Genomic DNA, 18896 nt, shown 5'->3' with positions numbered 1-18896 from the left:
AACAATAAAGTTGCACCAGAATAAGGAAATGAAGGATGAAGCCAGTAGTTCGCACGCCTGAGTAAATTTGGATCAGAGCCAATGTATTAATACTTCTTTTTTGAAATTTTGTTATATTCAGAAAAATATACTTCTATGCTTTTGATCTTTTACTATCCAAATTTCGTTAATTGTTTATAGAGGGGGTGAGGGAGCGTTGAATGATGAAGAGCTTATTCAAGAGATTCGCGAAGGTAGCCGTGCTGCCATGGAAGTACTGGTGAAGCGGCACTATCAGTCGATATTTGCTTATGTTTACCGGAAAACCGGAGAGTACCATACTGCTTATGATCTAACACAAGAGGTATTTGTAAAAATGATGAATTCCTTGGACAAGTATCAGAACACAGGTAAATTCAGTCACTGGCTACTGAAGATTGCAGTGAACCATTGTAGAGATTATTATCGTGGGCGGGAGTTCAAGCAGCAACAAAGAGAGAGTGAATTAACTGAGGATGCGTTCCCTGCCAGTGAACAACAGAATGTTTGGAATATTTTTCATAAGCGATTTCAGAATGAGCAAGTCAGGCGCGCAGTATTAAGTTTGCCTGATCACCAGCGAGATGCAGTCATTCTAAACTATTACAATGGATTGAAGATCAGGGAAGTTGCTGAACTTACGGGAACCAACGAATCGACCGTGAAGTCGCGCATTCGATTGGGGATAACGAAATTAAAGGAGATTATTGTGGGAGGTGAACGGGATGAAAAGCAGAGGAAACGGAGATGAACTGAATCCTGTAACAGAGTTGGAAATAGAAGAGTACAACGAAATTGCTTCATATCTGGATGAGTATCCGGTCGAATTTCCATCCGAGATGGAGATTGACAAGACAATTAGAATACTGGATACATATATGCCAGATCACATGAATGCTCACCTGAAACAAAAATCATCTGGGAATTCAGTCAAGGAATTGTTCCAGTTAGTTTATGGTGAGGTTGCTGTCTTCCACAAATCTTACTGGTTAGTTTGTTCAATGCTCTTGTTGTTCGGCTATTGGCTAGGTACTCACAGTACGACAGACCCGTACATGAGTGTGCTCTTTATAGTTCCTGTTCCATTTGTACTTGGTTTGCTAGAAGTTTTTAAAGGTCGAGATCAAGGATTAATGGAAATCGAACTGACCTGCAAAATCACGGCACAGCAACTGATGCTTACCCGTCTAATCGTAGTACTTATTGGGAATATGGCGTTTGTTGTTTTGCTTAATTTACTTATATCAAGCGAAAAAGATGTTTCCATATCATGGAGTGCTATCGGCCTCTCGTATACACAGCTTATGATAGCAGCAGGTACAAGTCTATGGCTTGCGATGCGTGTCAGAGGTGGGACAGCCGTCAGTATCTTTTTAATTGTATGGTTCGCGCTGGTTTGGCTTGTACTAAGTAATCCCGAATTGAAGACTCTACTTCAATCGATCCAGCCCACAGTACTTATAGCGATGGCTCTATGCGGAGTTTTACTATTAATCAGTCAGATCTATGAGATGGCAAGGAAATATACATCACAGACAGAAAGAGGTTACTCCTTTGATACTGACCATGGATAACGTATCCAAGAAATACAGGAACAAGTTGGCTGTAAAAGAAGTCTCACTAGAACTATCCAGTGGTGGTGTTTACGGTCTTCTTGGGCCGAATGGAGCAGGGAAGACAACATTGCTTCGCATGATTGTAGACATTTCCAAGCCCACGTCTGGACAAATTTTGTTGAACGGGCAGTCTATCCAAAACATGGGAGACCGTTATCGAAGTTTGTTGGGCTACATGCCCCAGCGATTTGGATTTTATAACCGATTCAGTGCTTATAAATTTCTCATGTATATGTGCTCTTTGAAAGGGATCGGTATTAGTCAAGCTTCAGCACGTGTGCAGGAAACGCTAGTGACGGTGGGCCTTGAAAATCAAGCACAACATAAAATCCGCACATTCTCCGAAGGAATGAAGCAGCGATTGGGAATTGCCCAAGCTTTGTTGAATGATCCACAAATTTTGATTCTTGACGAACCTACAGCTGGATTGGACCCCAAAGAGCGCATTCGATTTCGTAACATTATCGGCGAGCTGGGAAGAGATCGTATTGTAATGTTATCTACGCATATCATTTCTGATTTGGAGTTTTCATGTAAGGAGATGATTTTGTTGAATGAAGGGCAACTCATCGCCCATAATACTCCGGAAGAGATTATGAACCGGATGAAAAATAACGTATGGAAAGCGAAATTAAATCCGCAGCAACTTGCTGATCTTACCTCTCATTTCAAAGTAAGTGGTTTGTCTTATGAGTCTGATGGAATCGTAGCCAGAATACTGGCCAAAGAACAGCCTGTCCCGCAAGCCGTACGAGAATCACCTCGGCTTGAAGATGTATATATGCACTATTTTGGAGAGGAGACGAAGTCTTGATTCGTTTAACTCAATTCGAGTTTTATAAAATTATAACGCGTAAAAGTATTGGCATAGCATTGTCTATTTTAATTGTTTTTCTAGTCGTATACTCATTTTGGAGGCATCCTGGGATAATGGATGGTTCCGCCTTTTACAAACCTTATGAAGGTGCTATTACAACAGAGAAGGTAAAAGTCGCACATAATCAATATGATTCCATTTGGGATAGTACCAAAGGTAGATACCAATATGGTGCATTGTACGATATTGTGTTTTTTTCTCCAGAGGCGATTAAGAACAGTACACGATATGATGATCATGGCAACATCATGGAGCGAACAGTGAATGTATCCGAAATTTATTATAATAAACCTTGGGGTTACCTACTGGAATACATTGATCAATTCGGTGTAGTTTTTATGATGATTATGATTCTGCTAGGGTTGGCTCCGGTATTTACCGAAGAATATGTACTAGGTACAGCATCATTACTGCGTAGCAGCAAAAGAGGAAAAAGCAAGCTTGTATCAGCAAAATGCATTGCTTCCATATTGTACGTTGTGATGTGTGCCGTTTTATTTACTGGGGTAAACTTGGTTTTATATTGGTTAAGGTTTGGTAATCTGGCTGGGGCGGATACTTCCATACAGAGCGTGGGCATGTATGTTTACAGCTTTGATTATGAGTTCTCACCATATACGTTTACTGCTTTTCAATATTATTTAGTTCAATTGTTTACTCATATAGCAGGTAGCTTGGTCTTTGCATCTATTGTTTTACTGGTATCCGTCCTCAGTTCTACATCCTTTATAGCTATAATTGTGAATACCGTGATAGTAGGTCTGCCATACTTGGCCTTTGACGTATTAAATTTGAATTCCGGGTCATTAAATTGGGTCGAAAAATTTTCGATAAGTACCATGATACGGGTAACAGGGCTTTATCAAACACAAATAAACTATTCCTTATTCGGACTGAATATATCTTATTTAACCTTATATATAGTTGTGATGGCTTTCATGACTGTTTCGACTATACTTGCCACATATCGTATATTCCATAGCCGGGAAGTGTTTTCTTGAGTGAAGCTATGAGTGATTCCTTTTAGAGATATGGTTCGCAGTCACTGCGGACTTTTTTTATTTGCAGGAGTACTGGCACTATTTCCAATCTACTTACTCTTTTGATACAGTAACTGTAGGACATATCGGAGGTATATATCATGTATGGGACAATGTTTTCATGAATGGGTCATGGAGAACCGTGCCCCGTATCGCTCTCGGAGAGGAGTCCATCTAATGAATGTGAATGAACATGTGATCGAACAACAGTCTCTTACCTTTGTAGGCATCAAACGAACGTTCTCTTGTGTGGATGGTGAGAATTTAATAGAAATTCCTAAGATGTGGCAGGATGCTTTGGCAGACGGCATTGAGGAACGTTTAAACGGGTTCAATAACGGAGCTATTCCCGGTCTGGTGGGCATCTGTGTGGATCAGAGAGAGCTGAAGGATAATCAAATGGAGTATTGGATTGCTACCTCTTACTCAGGTGAAGTGCCTGAAGGTTTGGTGTCCATCGAACTTCCTGCGTCCCATTGGGTCGTATTTGAAGCTGATGAACTAGAGCCGGAAGCGATACAACGGTTGTGGCACTATATTATGACAGAGTGGTTTCCTTCCACTTCATATCAGCATGCAGGGATTCCAGAACTTGAAGTGTACAAAGGTGATGGCACACCTCCCCAAGTCTGGATACCTGTAAAATCTGTGTGAGCAAAATTGAATTAGGAGGTCTGCGATGTTATCCCATAAAGTGATTGATCATTGCCAGGAGCAAGGCTGGTGGCATGAAGATGTTCCAGCAACCTACGAAGAAGCATTGCAAAAGCTGGAGATTGATCTTCAATCGGATTTTGCACAATTTTATTTACATGTAGAGGATGGACCAACTTTCTACAGCAGGCATCAGGAGTTGTATCAGATCTGCTGGTTTATGGAGAACACCGTATATATGGAAGACATGGATGTAGCACAGCTTACACTGGGACTTCCCGAGGCGTATATTCCACTGGACAGTTTTGAAGGTGAAGGTGGATTTTTCTACAACCGTCAGACGGGAGAAGTGGTACTGGTGGAACTGGGTGAATCGATTGAACGGTTTCTTAATGGCGAGAGTGAGCCGCAGTGGGCTGATTTCAATGCTTTTCTGGAGTGGTATTTCGTTCTGGAGGAGGAGACGGTGCAATGAAAGATCTGACACCGGAACATGCCGAACTGGAGCGACAAATTGTAGAAACGGTAGAAGTCGGTAATGTGCTGGATGAGACGCAACAACATGAACAAGCACTTATCTATTATGATCAGGCATGGGGCATGTTGCCCGAGCCGAAGATGGAATGGGAGATTGCAAGCTGGATCGCATCCTGTCATGCGAATGCACATATCGATCTGAAACAGTATGGACTGGCCAAGCCTTGGGCTGAGATATCGTTAAGTACGCGGAGTTCGGATAGAAGTACGAGTCCGTTGATCGATCTCGGCATGATCTGCATGAGACTTGAACAGCATGACGAGGCGTATTCATATTTGCATCAGGCGTATGAGTTCGGCAGAGAGCGTGCATTTCAGGGAAGTCCGAGGGACGTGTTGAGTTATTACATTGAAGAGCGGGCTAAGCGTAACTAGAATGATTCCGACCAGACCATGAAACAAAAAGGGTACCCCGGTTTGGCCAAAACATGACCACAGGAGTACCCTTTCGAGTTGAATATTCGTTTATTACAGGATGTTTGACTTCATTTAATCCGAAATGTTACGCGTATAGTATTCAATAATATCCTTACGACGGATAATACCGAGGAAGACACGATCGACATCCACCACGGGCACAAAATTTTGGTCTGCTGCAAGTGTCAGCATATCCTCCATTTCAGCCTCAATGAATACACATTCATTATATACCCGATTGTTAATCTCATGGACTTGAACCTGATCCATCGTATCAAAAGTCAATCCGGGTGTATTTCGCATTTTCCATAACAAATCGCCTTCGGACAGGGTAGCAACATATTTTCCATCCTGGTCAATCACGGGAACGGCGGTGTAGTGTTGCGATTCCAATTGCTCAATAGCATCTTTCATGGAAGCGGTAGACTTGATATAGGCCACTTCGGCTTTGGGGAGTAAAAAATAGCTGATTTCCATCATCGGGCTCCTTTTCAGCCTTTTGCATAGCAAAAAAGCTTTAGTATGTAATCTCACTCTCCTTATTTAAACATATTATGTGAGCTTTCGGCTATTTTTAATGATAAATTCGTCAGATTTGTTTCATTGTTTAAATGGCTCTGGAAATCTATAGTGTATATTAGAGGTGATGTAACCATGAAATCCAAACGTAAATTAATGTACGGACTGCTGCCCATCTTGTTTGCAGGTGGAATCGGAATGTATCTATACATGCAGAATAACAAAGAAGCAGAGGCCAAACCCCAGACTACCGTGAATCAATACATAGAGCATCTGCAAAAAAAAGAATTTGACCAGTTGTACACCTTGATGACACCTGCTTCGCTGCAAGAGTCGGGCATGAACAAGGAACAATTTGTTGAGAAATACAATGCGATCTATTCGGGTATGGAAGTATCCACCGTCAAGGCGGAGGTTAAACCTGTGGATGTTGCCGAAACGACTTCCGATGGCAGTAAGACCGATGCAGAGAAACAAAACCCGGATATGTATGAGGTGGATTACAACCTGCAACTGACAACTTTTTTGGGTGAAGTCAGTGAGACGCATACATTGAAACTGGTCCGGCACGAGCTTGAGGACGGGGGAAAAAACTGGCAAATTAACTGGCAGCCTTCACTGATCCTGAAAGACATGGTTAAGGGCAGTAAGGTACGAGTGAGGACACTGTTCCCGGATCGTGGAGACATTGTGGATCGTGATGGTTTGCCGCTCGCTACCAAGGGAACGATGAATGAATGGGGCATTGTACCTGAGAAACTTGGTGATAACCCGGACCAGATGATTGCCCGAATCGCGAGCCATTATCAGGTTTCGGAAGATGCCATTCAGAAGGCGCTTGCGCAGACATGGGTGAAGCCAGAGTATTTTGTCCCGATTGGTTCAACGGAGGAGTTTGACGTACCAGAATCTTTAAGCGGGGTTACGATGCAAAGCAAGGAAATCCGCTATTATCCACTCGGCAATGCGGCTGCACACCTGATTGGATACGTGCGCAAAGCCACCAAGGAAGATCTGGATAAGGATACGGAAGGATATTATCGCGCAGAAGATTGGATTGGCAAAGCGGGTTTGGAGCAGTCCATGGAGAAGCAGCTGCGTGGTGAACGTGGTGGTCTGATTGAAATCACGGATGAATCCGGTAACTCTCGTTCTGAGCTTATTCGCAAGGATGCTGTAGATGGACAGAATGTTCAGCTGACGATTAGCTCCAAACAGCAAAAGAAATTGTATCAGACATTATCCAGCGGTGGAGACGCCGGTGCAATGGTTCTAATGAATCCGACGGAAGGCAACCTGCTGGCGTTGGTCAGTGCGCCTTCCTATAACCCGAACAAGATGGTTACAGGACTTACTCAGGCAGAATGGGATGCTTATTCGGCGAATGAGAAGCTTCCTTTTATCAACAGAGTCACTACCCGGTATGCACCAGGATCAACCTTCAAAGCGATTACAGCCGCAGCGGGACTGGTGGAGAAGGTGACCACAGCAGACAAAACCCATGATATCTCTGGCTTGCAATGGCGTAAAGACGATAGTTGGGGCGGTTATTATGTCAAGCGTGTGAAGAGTTTATCGCCGGTTAACATGGTCGATGCTCTGGTGTACTCGGACAATATTTACTTTGCCATGGAAGCGATCGAGATGGGCAGCGCCAAGTTTATTGATGGGATCCAGAAATTTGGTTTTGGCGATAACTTTGGACTGGATGAACTGTATCTGAAGCCAAGCCAATATGCCAACGAAGCACATCTGGATCTGTCGTCTGAGGTGTTACTCGCTGATACGTCCTACGGGCAAGGGGAGATGTTAATGTCCCCGATTCATCTGGCGTCGTCATTTACACCTTTTATTAATGAAGGGAAGCTGGTGAAACCTGTTCTGATCGAGGGAAAAGAAAGCACTGACCCTGAGGTAATTATTACTCCGGAAGCCGCAAATACGGTCAAGGATGCTTTGGGAGAAGTTGTTTCCCGGCAGGGAGGCACCGCCCATACCTTGAATTCAATTCCTGGGGGGCTCGCGGGCAAGACGGGAACAGCGGAACTGAAAGCGAAAAAGGGAGAGAAGGGACAGGAAAACGGATTTTTCGTAGTGTTTGATACCGACTCTCCGACCTTCCTGTTATCCGCTGTAATTGAAGAGGTGAACGGCCGAGGTGGAAGCCACTATGTCGTGGATAAATTAAAGCCTTTTTTGGAAAAGTTGGAGATTACGCAGTAAATCCGATTTAATATAGCCTCGCAAGCATAGTATAAAGACTCGGTCACCATGTTATGGTTCTCACATGTGACCGGGTCTTTTTTTGTTTCATTTTATTCAATATGGGATCTATTTATTTCCTTGCAGTGATCATGAAGCGTGCCGAGTTGGTACGAATGCCCTTCTCGTCGTGATGTTCATTCACAAACTGCTGGAATCGCTCAAAGTCAGTTTCTACCTTTCCGAAATCAGGAATGATGGGTGCATGGGTTAGGAGAAACATCAAATCTTCGGGTGTAGCGTAATGCTCCACCACATTATATTCATGGGCCTGAATGTCATGGAAACCTGCTGTTTGAAGTTCATGCTTGTATCGTTCCATCAATGTGCCAGGTTGAATGCCAAGGCTCTGTCCACGGCCAAAAGCTTCTGAAAGGTTGGATTTATCATGTTCGCTGACCTGCTGGGTTAGAAATATCCCACCCTGAGCAAGAACCCTAAATACTTCTGAAGCTGAGAATCCGGAGTGTCTGGAAGATACCACATTAAAGAAGCAATCTGGAAAATGCAGTTTTTCTGCGTCCATATGAAGAAAGCGTACATTGGAATGAGCTCCTGCAGCCAGAAGATTCTGCTGTGCGGTTTCAATCATTCCTTGAGCGAGATCAATTCCCACCAGTAATAAGGCTTCTTCCGCAATGGACAGAATGGCTTCTCCACCACCTGTTCCAATATCCAGCAACAGATCGGACGATCGTGTATGGCGAACAACTTCCTCATAGAAGTTCCATCCGATGTTCTCAGAGACAACGTTCATGGAGCTGAAGTTCCAGCCATTCGTCCGGCCTACGCGTTCATAAAAGTCAGCGTAATCTATTTTGTTTTTCATTTTCATATTCCTCCAATGTGAGTTTGTTTGAACAGGACAAGAGAGTTGTGCCAAATCGTTCTAATGTAAATGGTCGAATAGGATCAAATGGACAGACGTGTCCCTTGATAGCTGGTACGCGTTTTGACCCAGCCCGACGACTAATTACTTCGAACAATACGCAGCAACATCCGTGTCACCTCACAAGTTGGAATGTCTCCATTATATTCAATTGACAGCGTATACGCGAGGTGTTATTTTGAGGTGGAATGTATTCTATGAGTTCGAGGTGATCAATGGTGGCTATTCGTGCTAAGCAGATCTTTGTCAATTTACCTGTTCAAGATTTGAAGAAATCCGTTGAGTTTTTTACCAAGGTGGGATTTGAGTTTGACGCCAATTTTACGGACGAGTCTGCTACTTGTATGATCATCGGGGAAAATATTTACGCCATGCTTCTGGTGGAGGAACGTTTCCAATCCTTCATTTTGAAAAAAATCTCCAATGCCGCCGATACAACCGAAGTCATCGTTGCCCTTTCTGTAGATAGCCGTGAGCAGGTAGATGTGATTGTACAAGCTGCCCTCGATGCAGGAGGGAAGCCATCCAACGAACCACAAGATCACGGATTTATGTACGGATGGAGTTTTCAGGATCTGGATGATCACCTGTGGGAAGTTTCCTATATGGATCTCAGCGCTTTTCCTTCCGAGTAATAAAATGAAAATAACTACAGCCTTCCTAGATTAATAGGAAGGTTATAGTTATTTCAGTCGTACCTTTTTCATTGCTTATATTGGGTGCATCTGTTAAAATACAGAACGAATGTTCAGTATGGATGGGACGGAGTGAAATGGAATGAATATGAATAAAAAACAACTACAGACTGAGCAGACCAAGAAGAAACTTGCGGATGCTTCCAAAGCCCTTTTTGTACAAAAAGGTTATAAAGCAACGTCCATTGAGGATATTGTAGCTGCGACGGGCAGCAGCAAAGGCAATATATATTACCATTTTAAAAGTAAGGAAGGTCTGTTCCTCTATCTAATCGATGAGTGGGACCGGGAGTGGGAAGAGAGCTGGGCGGCCAAAGAACATCTCTATCGCACCTCCACGGAGAAAATTTATGGTTTGGCGGAACAACTCGTCATGGATGATATGAATCACCCGCTGACGAAGGCAGCTGATGAGTTCTTCACAGGGGAAAAGAAAGAAAATGATATTGAGGAGCGGATCTCCTTAATGTTTGAGCGGCATATTCAATTTAATAAACAAATGATAGAGCAAGGCATTGAGAGCGGTGAGTTCAAAGCAGACAATGTAGATAATCTCGCGCTCATATTGGAAAGTACCATTATTGGCCTTAGTCAGATGTCACGGGGGATGGAACCTGATCAGGCTCTCGCTCTATATCGTCAGGCCGCTAGTGTATTCTTGCACGGGATTGCAAAAGATAAAGCTTAAGCAACATTTTGACAACTACGGAGGATGGAATCATGGCATTACTAACACGGAACAGGGGCGCACTGCTGCTGTTAATGTTTAATATTTTTCTCGTTTTTACAGGTATTGGTCTCGTTGTGCCGATCATGCCTGCGTATATGGATCTACTGCATATCACCGGATTCACGGTTGGATTGCTGGTAGCGGCATTTTCCTTCACCCAGTTTCTGTTCTCCCCGCTTGCGGGTCGTTGGTCGGATACATGGGGACGTAAGAAAATTATCGTTGGCGGCATGCTGATCTTTGCCGTATCGGAGTTTATGTTTGGTGCGGTCAATGCACCAGTCTTGCTCTTCGCAGCCCGCATGTTAGGCGGTATTGGTGCGGCGATGATCTTCCCGGCGGTTATGGCTTATACCGCAGATATTACAACAGAGGAAGAACGCGGTAAAGGTATGGGCTTGATTAATGCAGCCATTACAACTGGATTTATCATCGGTCCGGGAATTGGTGGATACATTGCGGACTTTGGCATTCGAATTCCATTCTACGCCGCAGGGGTTGCCGGGTTGCTGGCATCAATTATCACATTGATTATTTTGCCGGAATCCACGCGAAGCACAGGAGAACAAAGTAAACCTATCCCTGGTTTAACGAAGGTCAAAGCTCCGGGTATGGTATCCCAATTGCTGAATTCATACCGTGAACCGTACTTTTTCAGCTTGATTATTGTGTTTGTTATGGCATTTGGTCTGGCGAACTATGAGACGGTATTTTCACTATTTGTGGATCACAAGTTTGGCTTCACGACCAAAGACATTGCATTTATTATTACATTTGGCTCCATCGCGGGTGCGGTTGTGCAAGTATCTCTGATCGGTTGGTTGCTCAATCGGTTTGGTGAAAAGATGGTTATATCGGTCTGTCTGTTATTTGTAGCCGTATTTGTACTGTTGACCTTGTTTGTAAGTACGTACTGGATGATTCTTGTCGTAACGTTTATCGTCTTTCTGGGTATGGATATTTTACGTCCGGCGATTAGTACACAGATGTCCAAACTGGCACAAGAACAACAGGGCTTTGTGGCCGGATTGAACTCGGCGTATACCAGTTTGGGGAATATCGCAGGTCCAATCGTAGCTGGAGCACTGTTCGATGTGAATATTAACTATCCTTATGTTTCAGCAGCAGCCGTTTTGGCGATCTGTTTCCTGTTATCCCTGCGGGTACTCAGAGGGGCCAAAGCGGTAAAGCAACCGAAGGCTGAAATGTAATTTTATAATTGGAAAAGAAAGCTTTCACATCAATGCATCAACACCAAAAAAGTCGACTACACATGTTTCATGTGCAGTCGACTTTTTTAATAGTACGTGTATTAACGGACTTCTCCATTCGTTTCAATCAGTTTTTGATACCAGTGGAAACTCTGTTTGCGGATACGTCTCAATTCCTTGATATCGAATTCCTCACGATCCACATAGATGAATCCATAACGTTTGCTCGACCCTTGATGTGTGCTGACCAGATCGATCGCAGACCAAGGGCAGAAGCCAAATACATCCACGCCGTCCGTAATCGCCAGTTGAATCTGTTCGATATGTTTATTGAAGAATTCAATACGATATGGATCGTTAACCACGTCGCCTTCCTCCAGTTTATCAAAGGCACCCAGACCATTTTCCGTAACAATCAATGGCAGGTGATAACGGGAGTAGATCTGGCGCAGGGTAGAGCGGAAGCCCACGGGATCAATTTCCCAGCCAAACTCCGTTTTTTGCAGATTGGGATTCACAGATCCTCTATATGCGCCCGGTTCACCTACGATTTCATGCTGGTCTCCTGTATGAGAGAAGTCATTGCCATCGTTCAGACTTTCACCAACTGTCTGGGAAGTGTAGTAGTTAAACGCAATAAAGTCAGGTTTTCCTTGAGCCAGGATGTCCATATCTCCGTCTTCAATGACAGGCGTATATCCTTTCTCTTCGAGATAACTCCAGGCAATATGGTTATAACGTCCATATACCGCCATATCGAGATAGAGCCAGTTACGAATGGCAGCATAGTTATCAGCCGCGAGTGTGTCTTCTGGTTTGGAACTCGCCGGGTAAATTACACCGATATTGGGAGCTGGGCCAATCTTGGCTTCAGGCAGCATTTCATGACACAGGACCATGGCTTTAGCTTGAGCAACCAGCATGTGATGATTTTGCTGATACAGTGTTTTTTGCGGATCAACAAGTGTTGTATCCAGTGTACCCAGAGAGCCAGGATGCAGGATTAGCATATTTTGTTCGTTGATGGTCAGCCAATATTTAACCCGATCTCCGTAGTTTTCATAAAGAGTCTTGGCATATTGTTCAAAAGCATCAATCGTTGCTCGGTTGGACCAGCCGCCTTTTTCTTCAAGCGCATAAGGAAGATCGAAGTGATACATCGTCACAATGGGCTCAATACCGTATTTAATTAACTCATTAATGAGGGAATCGTAAAAGGCGAGGCCCTTCGGATTCACTTCACCTGCTCCTTGCGGATAGATGCGTGTCCATGCGATGGAGAAGCGGTAGGCTTTAAAGCCCATTTCGGCGAGCAACGCCACATCTTCTTTGTACATATGATAGTGATCACTGGTTACCTTGAAGTCGGTTACGCCTTCCACATGATTCCCCATGTCGATGACAGAAGGGCCTTTACCATCTTCATTCCAGGCTCCCTCAATCTGATAGGCAGAGGTTGAACCTCCCCAGAAAAAATCTTTAGGAAATGGTTTCAGTTGAGTATGTTTCATAGTTAGTTCCTCCTAAATTGAATTCGTATAATATAAGTTGGGTCAGACAACGAGAGTCAGCAGGACATCGTTTTTCTGTACATGTTCTTGATTGGTTTCGAACACATCCACTTCTTGCTGCGTTAGGGTCACAATGACAGGGGTTACGGTTTCGTATCCGGCTTCCTTGATCTTATCGATGTCAAACTGGATCAACAGATCGCCCTGTCTGACGATATCACCTTCCTGAACAACTGGAGAGAAGTGTTTTCCCTTTAGCGCTACTGTATTGATGCCGATATGAATCAGGATTTCCGTTCCTGCGTTGGTTGTTAATCCAATGGCATGTCCAGTTGGGAAGAGGGAAGTGACAACGCCATCTACGGGAGCGACAACTTCGCCAATCTCAGGGACAATCGCCAAACCTTTGCCCATAGCACCAGTCGAAAAGGCTGGGTCGTTAATGGTATTCAGTGCTACGGCTTTACCAGTAAGTGGGCTATAAATTTGTTCTTTCTTGATCTCCGTTGTTTTGGTCTCAGGTACGACAGGAAGTTCTGCCGGCGTACTTTCAACTGACGTGTGGGAGACAGATTCATTGGTCTCGGAAGCTGTGTCTTTGCTTTTGCTTTCATAACCAAACATCACCGTTAATACCGCTGCTACCGCAAAGGAGCAGGCAATCGCAATCACGTAGACAACCGTTGGTGTATAGACAGGAATGGCAAATATATTGTGGAACACATAAGCAGTCATTTTAACACCAAAGTGACCATTGATGGCACCGCCGATCGCACCTGCGATGACCACGATAGGAATCACACGTTTATAACGCAAGATCAGACCATATACGATTGGTTCAGTTACTCCTGCAAGCAAACCGGTAAGGCTGGTCGAGCCAGCAAGAGTGCGCAGGGTTTTGTTCTTTTTGGCTTTCAGGAAAATACCGAAGGCTACACCGATTTGTGCAAATACAGCTGCAGCAGCCATGGCTTCAATCGGATCGCCGCCAACCCCGATGTTCTGTATCGTGATTGGAGTGAAGCCCCAGTGGAGTCCGAACACAACCATGAAGGTCATGAAACCACCCAGTACAACCCCTGATAATATACCGCTGACACCAATGAGCCAAGTTACGCCGGAAGAGATCCAGTCACCTACCGTGGTACCGAATGGTCCAAAGGCCATTGCGGACAGCGGAACCATAATCATCAAAGCAATCATTGGTACAAGGAACAATTGCAGGTCTTTCAAAATGATTTTCTTGAGTAACTTATCGAGAACAGCGTAGATACTAATCGATATGAAGATTGGGAATACGCTGGCTGAATAATTCATCATCACAACCGGTATACCCAGGAACGATACATCTGAGCCCTTATCCATCAGCCCAGTGAAACTCGGTTCCATCAGAGCGGCACCAATTACGCCAGCTACATAAGGATTGGCTTTCAGCTTCATACCCAGTGTGATGCCAAGGAAGATGGGCAAAAAATAAAATACAGCGTTGCCGGCAGCGGATAAAATCAAGTATGTGTCACTTGTATCCGACATCCATCCGAGCATGGTCAGGACAGTCAGCAAAGCTTTTAGCATACCTGATCCTGCCATAGCCGGGATTAACGGTGAGAAACTTCCGGATATGATTTCAAAAACTTTGGATAATAGCGAGGTTTTTTCCCCTATGGACTCAGCTGATGAGGAGGAATCTCCTCCGAAATCTCGGTTTTTCATGATCTCCGCATATACATGAGCCACGTTACTACCGATGACAACCTGGAACTGGCCGCCGCTTTCAACAACGGTAATAATACCATCGTGTTTTTCAAGCGTTTCGCGTTCGGCCTTTTTCGAATCTTTCAGGTCGAATCTCAGCCGGGTCGCACAGTGGACAAGACCGTTGATATTGGCTTCTCCGCCGACGAGACGAACGATGTCATCCCCCATTTTTTTATGATCCATGTTCATTCTCCTTTGTTGTTAAGATTGCCTGAAAACAAAAAAATACCTAAACGAATGGCTATGATCATCGGAAAGATGACCTGTTGCCAATCATTTAGGTATCGCCTGCTTGAGCAGTAACAATCCTTGTCGTTAAGTTGTGAGACCTACTATATATGACGCCGAAATCGTTTGCAAGCTTTTTTTATTCCGCGTCGAGAAGCTCGTTACGGGAAGTGACACGTTGAATATGGATCGTCAAATACACCTTTTCATCAATGGACATGGCACTTTCAAACTTGTCCTCAAGGTACTGATTGATCCGCTGTGTACACTCAAAAGCGTTGCTATATTTGTCCTTCACCTGTTCATACAGAAAGTTATCTCCAGAAGCAAATTGCTCCTGTTCATTACTCAACATTCGCTGCACAAAATATTGAAGATGGGTAATAAAACGGGAATAATTAAATGAATTTTCATCCAGGGCGATGTGGTAATGGTTGGTCACAATGTTGAAGATATCATCAATAACTTCAGTAATTTCAACGGTTTGTTTCATACCTTGAGCATCTTGACGAGCGTTTACAAAATGCATCGCAATAAAGCTGGCCTCATGTTCATCCATTTGGATGCCGAATTGTTCCTGGATCAGCTCCACAGCGTTCATGCCAATCCCAAACTCCTTCTTGTAAAACTTCTTGATCTGCCACAAAAGGGAATTCTTCAGCCCGACGGATTTACGGTACCGGGTAATGGCAAACTGAATATGATCGATCAATGATATATAGATATTATCACTAAAAATATCGCCCATTTCCTTTTTGGCATGGCCCACAATTTCGTCCGCTAACTTCAAATATTCGACAGATGTTTCCCCAATCAAATCGATTAATTTTTGTGGTATTTTATCCGATTTCAGCACAAAGGTTTTTTCAATTTTATCCTCATCCACAGGCTGTCCATTTTTCTTTTTGAAGCCAAGACCGTTGCCAATGACAACAAATTCGTGACCAACCTGGTTCTCAGCCCGGATGACATTGTTGTTAAAAATCTGACGGATGATCATATATGTGTTTCACCTCAATTGGTCGTAATAAAAACAAAAAACCCAAACTAAGGCTTAATAGACAGCCTTGGTTTGGGTATCGCCTGCTTACCAGTAACAATCCCGAAGAAGACGCAGCTTCCTCTTTCAATTATGTCCACTATACCGCTTTCATAACAGAATAACAATACAATGATTTATGGAAATGGACGTAAAGACGTGGATTTTTGGTATAATAAGAATTGCTGGAAGTGAATTAGATGGGCTGGGTTGCATAATAAGTTACCGAGGACGGTCATTTTTAAGCATATACAGGATTATTGGAGTGATAACATGAGCAATGCAAAAGGAAAAGGCGGCACCGGCCGTGGTACGGGTAAAAAAGGCTGGAACCGTTGGCAAGCCGCTGCTAACCGGGCGAAAAGTGCACCGAAGCCTTATAAAAGCAAAGGCACAAAGAAGAAGGACGATACCGAAACTTCAAGTGGCAAGCCCGAGTAAGTATGGCTTGACGATGCCAGAGGAGAGAGCTGCCTGACTAACGGGTGGGTCTCTTTTTGCTTGAAAAGATAAAAAATTAAATTGACAGTAATGTAAATATGGTAATAATATAGAGCTTACGCAAATTAGATGGTAGTGCTACTATATAGAGAAAGGAGCAACAGCATGCCTGTTAATATGGATGAAAATCCACTTGGACTGATTCTGTCACGGACGTATCTGGCATACAAAAAAACAACAACCAGAAATCTGAGTGAACAGGATATTACTCCGGAACAATTTGCAGTCTTGAATGAATTGAGCAAGGCTGGAAGTCATATATCACAGAAAAAACTGGCTGAATTAACAGTGCGGGACCAGACAACGGTAGGCAAAATTATAGACAAGTTGATTCGCAAAGGTCTGGTGACAAGAGAAGAAGATCCACAGGATCGCAGAGCGGTTTTGCTTTGTTTGACGGCGGAAGGACTGGAAATGAATAACGTTCTGACACCAAAGGCAAAACAGCAAGAGCAAGAGGCACTCGCCGAATGTTCTCCTGAAGAGCTTGAAGCATTCATGAATGTGATGAATCGTATCTATGAAAAGATGAAATAAATTTTTTTGAGCAATTATGTGCATGTGCATATATATGTAGTGCAATTATTTTAATTTTAACTAATAGGAGTCGTGAACGAATGAGAAGCTTCAAAGATTTTTTTAAAGTGCCACAGACAAAAATAGGATTGGTTTTTGCATTGATTGTTCCGCTGTTATTTGTTGTGATCTGGATGACGGGTTATCATCAAGCCACGGAGAGAGTGGATCAACTTCAAGTTGCTCTGGTGAACGAAGACGGGACACAGGGAACAGAGGTGCAGAAGCAGATTGAAACGCTCGCGCCTTTCCATGTCAATGTTCTGGGATCTGCCGAGGAAGCTGAGCAACAGATGAATGCAGGTAACTATGCGATGGTTATTGTTATTCCGGAAGGATTCACTGACCAGATTGCAGGAGGCACAGAGGCGAGCTTACCCTTTTATATCAATCAGGGAAATGCCGATGTAGCCAAATCCATTGTGGAACATGCTGCGACCGGAATGACTGCACAAATGGGTCAAGGGATTCTGGAATCCAAGGTTCAAGTGACACTCAATAACGATAGTATAAACAGCGATGAACTGAGTGCAGCTATTGGACAAGCGATGGCGAAGATGAATGAAGGGCCTGTGAAGGCTGAAATTAATAAAACGAACAGCGTGAGTGATTTTGCAACATCGATGCTGCCCATGATTCTGGGTTTTATCACCTATATTGCTTCGATGACTATGAATATTCAGTTTAATATTACGTCGAATATCATGAAGCGTACCCATTCCAAATGGGAAATCTTCTGGGGACGGCAATTGCTGTTATTGTGTATAGCTTTGATTGTTCCCCTAATTGTGGATACAGTAGCTCTTCAGTTCACAGATGTTGCGAGCTCCTTCGGCGCTTTGTATCTGTATCATGTGCTGGTGAGTCTGGCTTGTATCTGTTTTACACAAATGAGTTTTGCCCTGTTTGGTAATGCAGGCCCTCTATTTAATGTAGCGATGGTTCCGCTCCAGTTGATGACAGCAGGAAATATCATCCCAGCCGAGATGCTGGCGCCATTCTACCGTTATATTGGAAACTTTCTGCCCGCTTCCAATGGGGTACAGGGATTTATGCGTTTGATCTATAGTGGAGAAGCAGTGGGGGGATACATGGTTCATCTTCTGTTGATCTCGATTATTACGTGGGGAATTACGTTGCTGCGAGTTGGCATGCAAAAAGCAGGTAATGGAAAAATGACGATGACGCCTCCAGCATCAGTGCAGGCACAACATTAAGAGTTTCCTTCTATATATAATGTAATAACACACACAAGAAAGTGGTTCACGTATAGTTATATGCGTGCATCACTTTTTTTGTTTATCTTTTATAATACCTCTACTTATACTCGTGGTAACTTACAGTGCCCCCAGTAATCTTGCATGACCTTGATAAAAGGACAACCTAAATTGAGCATATAAATGAAGCTAAAATATATGAGAGGAGATCTAGGCTAATAAGTTTAGAATAAATTAGACATGTATTGCGATGTATGAATGGATTTTAGGATATAAAAACGATGCAACTGGGATAGAGGAGAGCAACACAGTAAAGGTAGTTGATTTGTGGTAAATGAATTTTATTAAATTAAGTATTGTAATTAATATCTATACGTGATATATTATTAATCCGGCCAAGAAAAAACGGTTTAACACTGGTGTGGCAAGCGAATTAAATAAGCTTCGAAAGAAACTTAAAAAAAGAGCTTGCAAAGTTGGTTCGGACATGATATTATATAAGAGTTGCTGAAGAGAACAACATTCGGTAACGAAAACAAGTTTGATCTTTGAAAACTGAACAACGAGTGAGTAAACATTCTGCTTGCAGAATGAACGCGAA

19 protein-coding genes are annotated in these 18896 nt (G+C 43.4%); 14 read left to right on the top strand and 5 right to left on the bottom strand.

What is annotated here, in order from left to right; all coding sequences use genetic code 11:
- The first annotated feature begins 196 nt into the window (after nucleotides 1-196).
- The 7 genes from C161_RS03650 to C161_RS03620 all read left to right on the top strand — a co-directional run bounded on the left by C161_RS03650 (nucleotide 197) and on the right by C161_RS03620 (nucleotide 5117).
- Entirely contained in the window at nucleotides 197-769 is a 573-nt protein-coding gene (locus tag C161_RS03650; protein WP_036668294.1) for an RNA polymerase sigma factor, read from the top strand.
- The gene (locus tag C161_RS03645; RefSeq protein ID WP_036668293.1) at nucleotides 744-1592 is read left to right on the top strand and encodes a hypothetical protein; all 849 of its coding nucleotides are present in this window, start codon (nucleotides 744-746) and stop codon (nucleotides 1590-1592) included. The genes C161_RS03650 and C161_RS03645 overlap by 26 nt, the downstream gene beginning before the upstream one ends.
- On the top strand, nucleotides 1585-2448 hold the full coding sequence (locus C161_RS03640; RefSeq protein WP_235193726.1) for an ABC transporter ATP-binding protein: 864 nt from the start codon (nucleotides 1585-1587) through the stop codon (nucleotides 2446-2448). Before C161_RS03645 ends, C161_RS03640 begins: the two co-directional genes overlap by 8 nt.
- Nucleotides 2445-3512: an ABC transporter permease gene (locus C161_RS03635; RefSeq protein ID WP_036668289.1), complete on the top strand. Its 1068-nt coding sequence runs from the start codon at nucleotides 2445-2447 to the stop codon at nucleotides 3510-3512. Before C161_RS03640 ends, C161_RS03635 begins: the two co-directional genes overlap by 4 nt.
- A gap of 216 nt (nucleotides 3513-3728) precedes the next feature.
- Complete coding sequence (locus C161_RS03630) at nucleotides 3729-4205, top strand: GyrI-like domain-containing protein (RefSeq protein WP_036668288.1); 477 nt, start codon at nucleotides 3729-3731, stop codon at nucleotides 4203-4205.
- 25 nt (nucleotides 4206-4230) lie between these two features.
- The gene (locus C161_RS03625) at nucleotides 4231-4680 is read left to right on the top strand and encodes a hypothetical protein (protein WP_036668287.1); all 450 of its coding nucleotides are present in this window, start codon (nucleotides 4231-4233) and stop codon (nucleotides 4678-4680) included.
- On the top strand, nucleotides 4677-5117 hold the full coding sequence (locus tag C161_RS03620) for a hypothetical protein (RefSeq protein WP_036668285.1): 441 nt from the start codon (nucleotides 4677-4679) through the stop codon (nucleotides 5115-5117). Before C161_RS03625 ends, C161_RS03620 begins: the two co-directional genes overlap by 4 nt.
- 114 nt (nucleotides 5118-5231) lie before the next feature.
- On the opposite strand, the gene C161_RS03615 is transcribed toward C161_RS03620, so the two are convergent.
- Nucleotides 5232-5636 carry a CBS domain-containing protein gene (locus C161_RS03615; protein ID WP_036605969.1) on the bottom strand — a complete coding sequence of 135 codons (405 nt, stop codon included), beginning with the start codon at nucleotides 5634-5636 and terminating at the stop codon, nucleotides 5232-5234.
- 177 nt (nucleotides 5637-5813) lie between these two features.
- Here C161_RS03615 and pbp4 point away from each other — a divergent pair, with 177 nt between their 5' ends.
- Entirely contained in the window at nucleotides 5814-7901 is a 2088-nt protein-coding gene (gene pbp4 / locus C161_RS03610; protein ID WP_036668284.1) for a penicillin-binding protein PBP4(5), read from the top strand.
- Nucleotides 7902-8013: 112 nt separating this feature from the next.
- On the opposite strand, the gene C161_RS03605 is transcribed toward pbp4, so the two are convergent.
- Nucleotides 8014-8769, bottom strand: a complete 756-nt coding sequence (locus C161_RS03605; protein WP_036668282.1) for a class I SAM-dependent methyltransferase — start codon at nucleotides 8767-8769, stop codon at nucleotides 8014-8016.
- 278 nt (nucleotides 8770-9047) lie between these two features.
- On the opposite strand from C161_RS03605, the gene C161_RS03600 reads away from it, so the two are divergent.
- The 3 genes from C161_RS03600 to C161_RS03590 all read left to right on the top strand — a co-directional run bounded on the left by C161_RS03600 (nucleotide 9048) and on the right by C161_RS03590 (nucleotide 11465).
- Nucleotides 9048-9464, top strand: a complete 417-nt coding sequence (locus C161_RS03600; RefSeq protein ID WP_036668407.1) for a VOC family protein — start codon at nucleotides 9048-9050, stop codon at nucleotides 9462-9464.
- Nucleotides 9465-9612: 148 nt separating this feature from the next.
- Complete coding sequence (locus C161_RS03595) at nucleotides 9613-10212, top strand: TetR/AcrR family transcriptional regulator (protein ID WP_036606079.1); 600 nt, start codon at nucleotides 9613-9615, stop codon at nucleotides 10210-10212.
- 32 nt (nucleotides 10213-10244) lie between these two features.
- On the top strand, nucleotides 10245-11465 hold the full coding sequence (locus C161_RS03590; RefSeq protein ID WP_036668281.1) for an MFS transporter: 1221 nt from the start codon (nucleotides 10245-10247) through the stop codon (nucleotides 11463-11465).
- Nucleotides 11466-11566: 101 nt separating this feature from the next.
- On the opposite strand, the gene C161_RS03585 is transcribed toward C161_RS03590, so the two are convergent.
- From C161_RS03585 to licT, 3 genes are all read right to left on the bottom strand, one after another.
- On the bottom strand, nucleotides 11567-12976 hold the full coding sequence (locus tag C161_RS03585) for a glycoside hydrolase family 1 protein (RefSeq protein ID WP_036668280.1): 1410 nt from the start codon (nucleotides 12974-12976) through the stop codon (nucleotides 11567-11569).
- 42 nt (nucleotides 12977-13018) lie between these two features.
- Complete coding sequence (locus C161_RS03580) at nucleotides 13019-14917, bottom strand: beta-glucoside-specific PTS transporter subunit IIABC (RefSeq protein WP_036668277.1); 1899 nt, start codon at nucleotides 14915-14917, stop codon at nucleotides 13019-13021.
- Nucleotides 14918-15101: 184 nt separating this feature from the next.
- Nucleotides 15102-15962 carry a BglG family transcription antiterminator LicT gene (gene licT / locus C161_RS03575; RefSeq protein ID WP_036668276.1) on the bottom strand — a complete coding sequence of 287 codons (861 nt, stop codon included), beginning with the start codon at nucleotides 15960-15962 and terminating at the stop codon, nucleotides 15102-15104.
- 312 nt (nucleotides 15963-16274) lie between these two features.
- Here licT and C161_RS31885 point away from each other — a divergent pair, with 312 nt between their 5' ends.
- The 3 genes from C161_RS31885 to C161_RS03565 all read left to right on the top strand — a co-directional run bounded on the left by C161_RS31885 (nucleotide 16275) and on the right by C161_RS03565 (nucleotide 18295).
- A complete protein-coding gene (locus C161_RS31885) occupies nucleotides 16275-16442 on the top strand; it encodes a DUF3934 family protein (protein WP_074093608.1) in 168 nt (55 codons plus the stop codon).
- Nucleotides 16443-16607: 165 nt separating this feature from the next.
- Nucleotides 16608-17039: a MarR family winged helix-turn-helix transcriptional regulator gene (locus C161_RS03570; protein ID WP_036605963.1), complete on the top strand. Its 432-nt coding sequence runs from the start codon at nucleotides 16608-16610 to the stop codon at nucleotides 17037-17039.
- Nucleotides 17040-17119: 80 nt separating this feature from the next.
- On the top strand, nucleotides 17120-18295 hold the full coding sequence (locus tag C161_RS03565) for a YhgE/Pip domain-containing protein (RefSeq protein ID WP_036668274.1): 1176 nt from the start codon (nucleotides 17120-17122) through the stop codon (nucleotides 18293-18295).
- The last annotated feature ends 601 nt before the right edge of the window (nucleotides 18296-18896 follow it).

Source organism: Paenibacillus sp. FSL R5-192, assembly GCF_000517845.1.
Classification (GTDB): Bacteria; Bacillota; Bacilli; order Paenibacillales; family Paenibacillaceae; genus Paenibacillus; species Paenibacillus amylolyticus.
The sequence above is the reverse complement of the archived record's forward strand: the minus strand, read 5'-3'. Positions and strand labels throughout refer to the sequence as shown.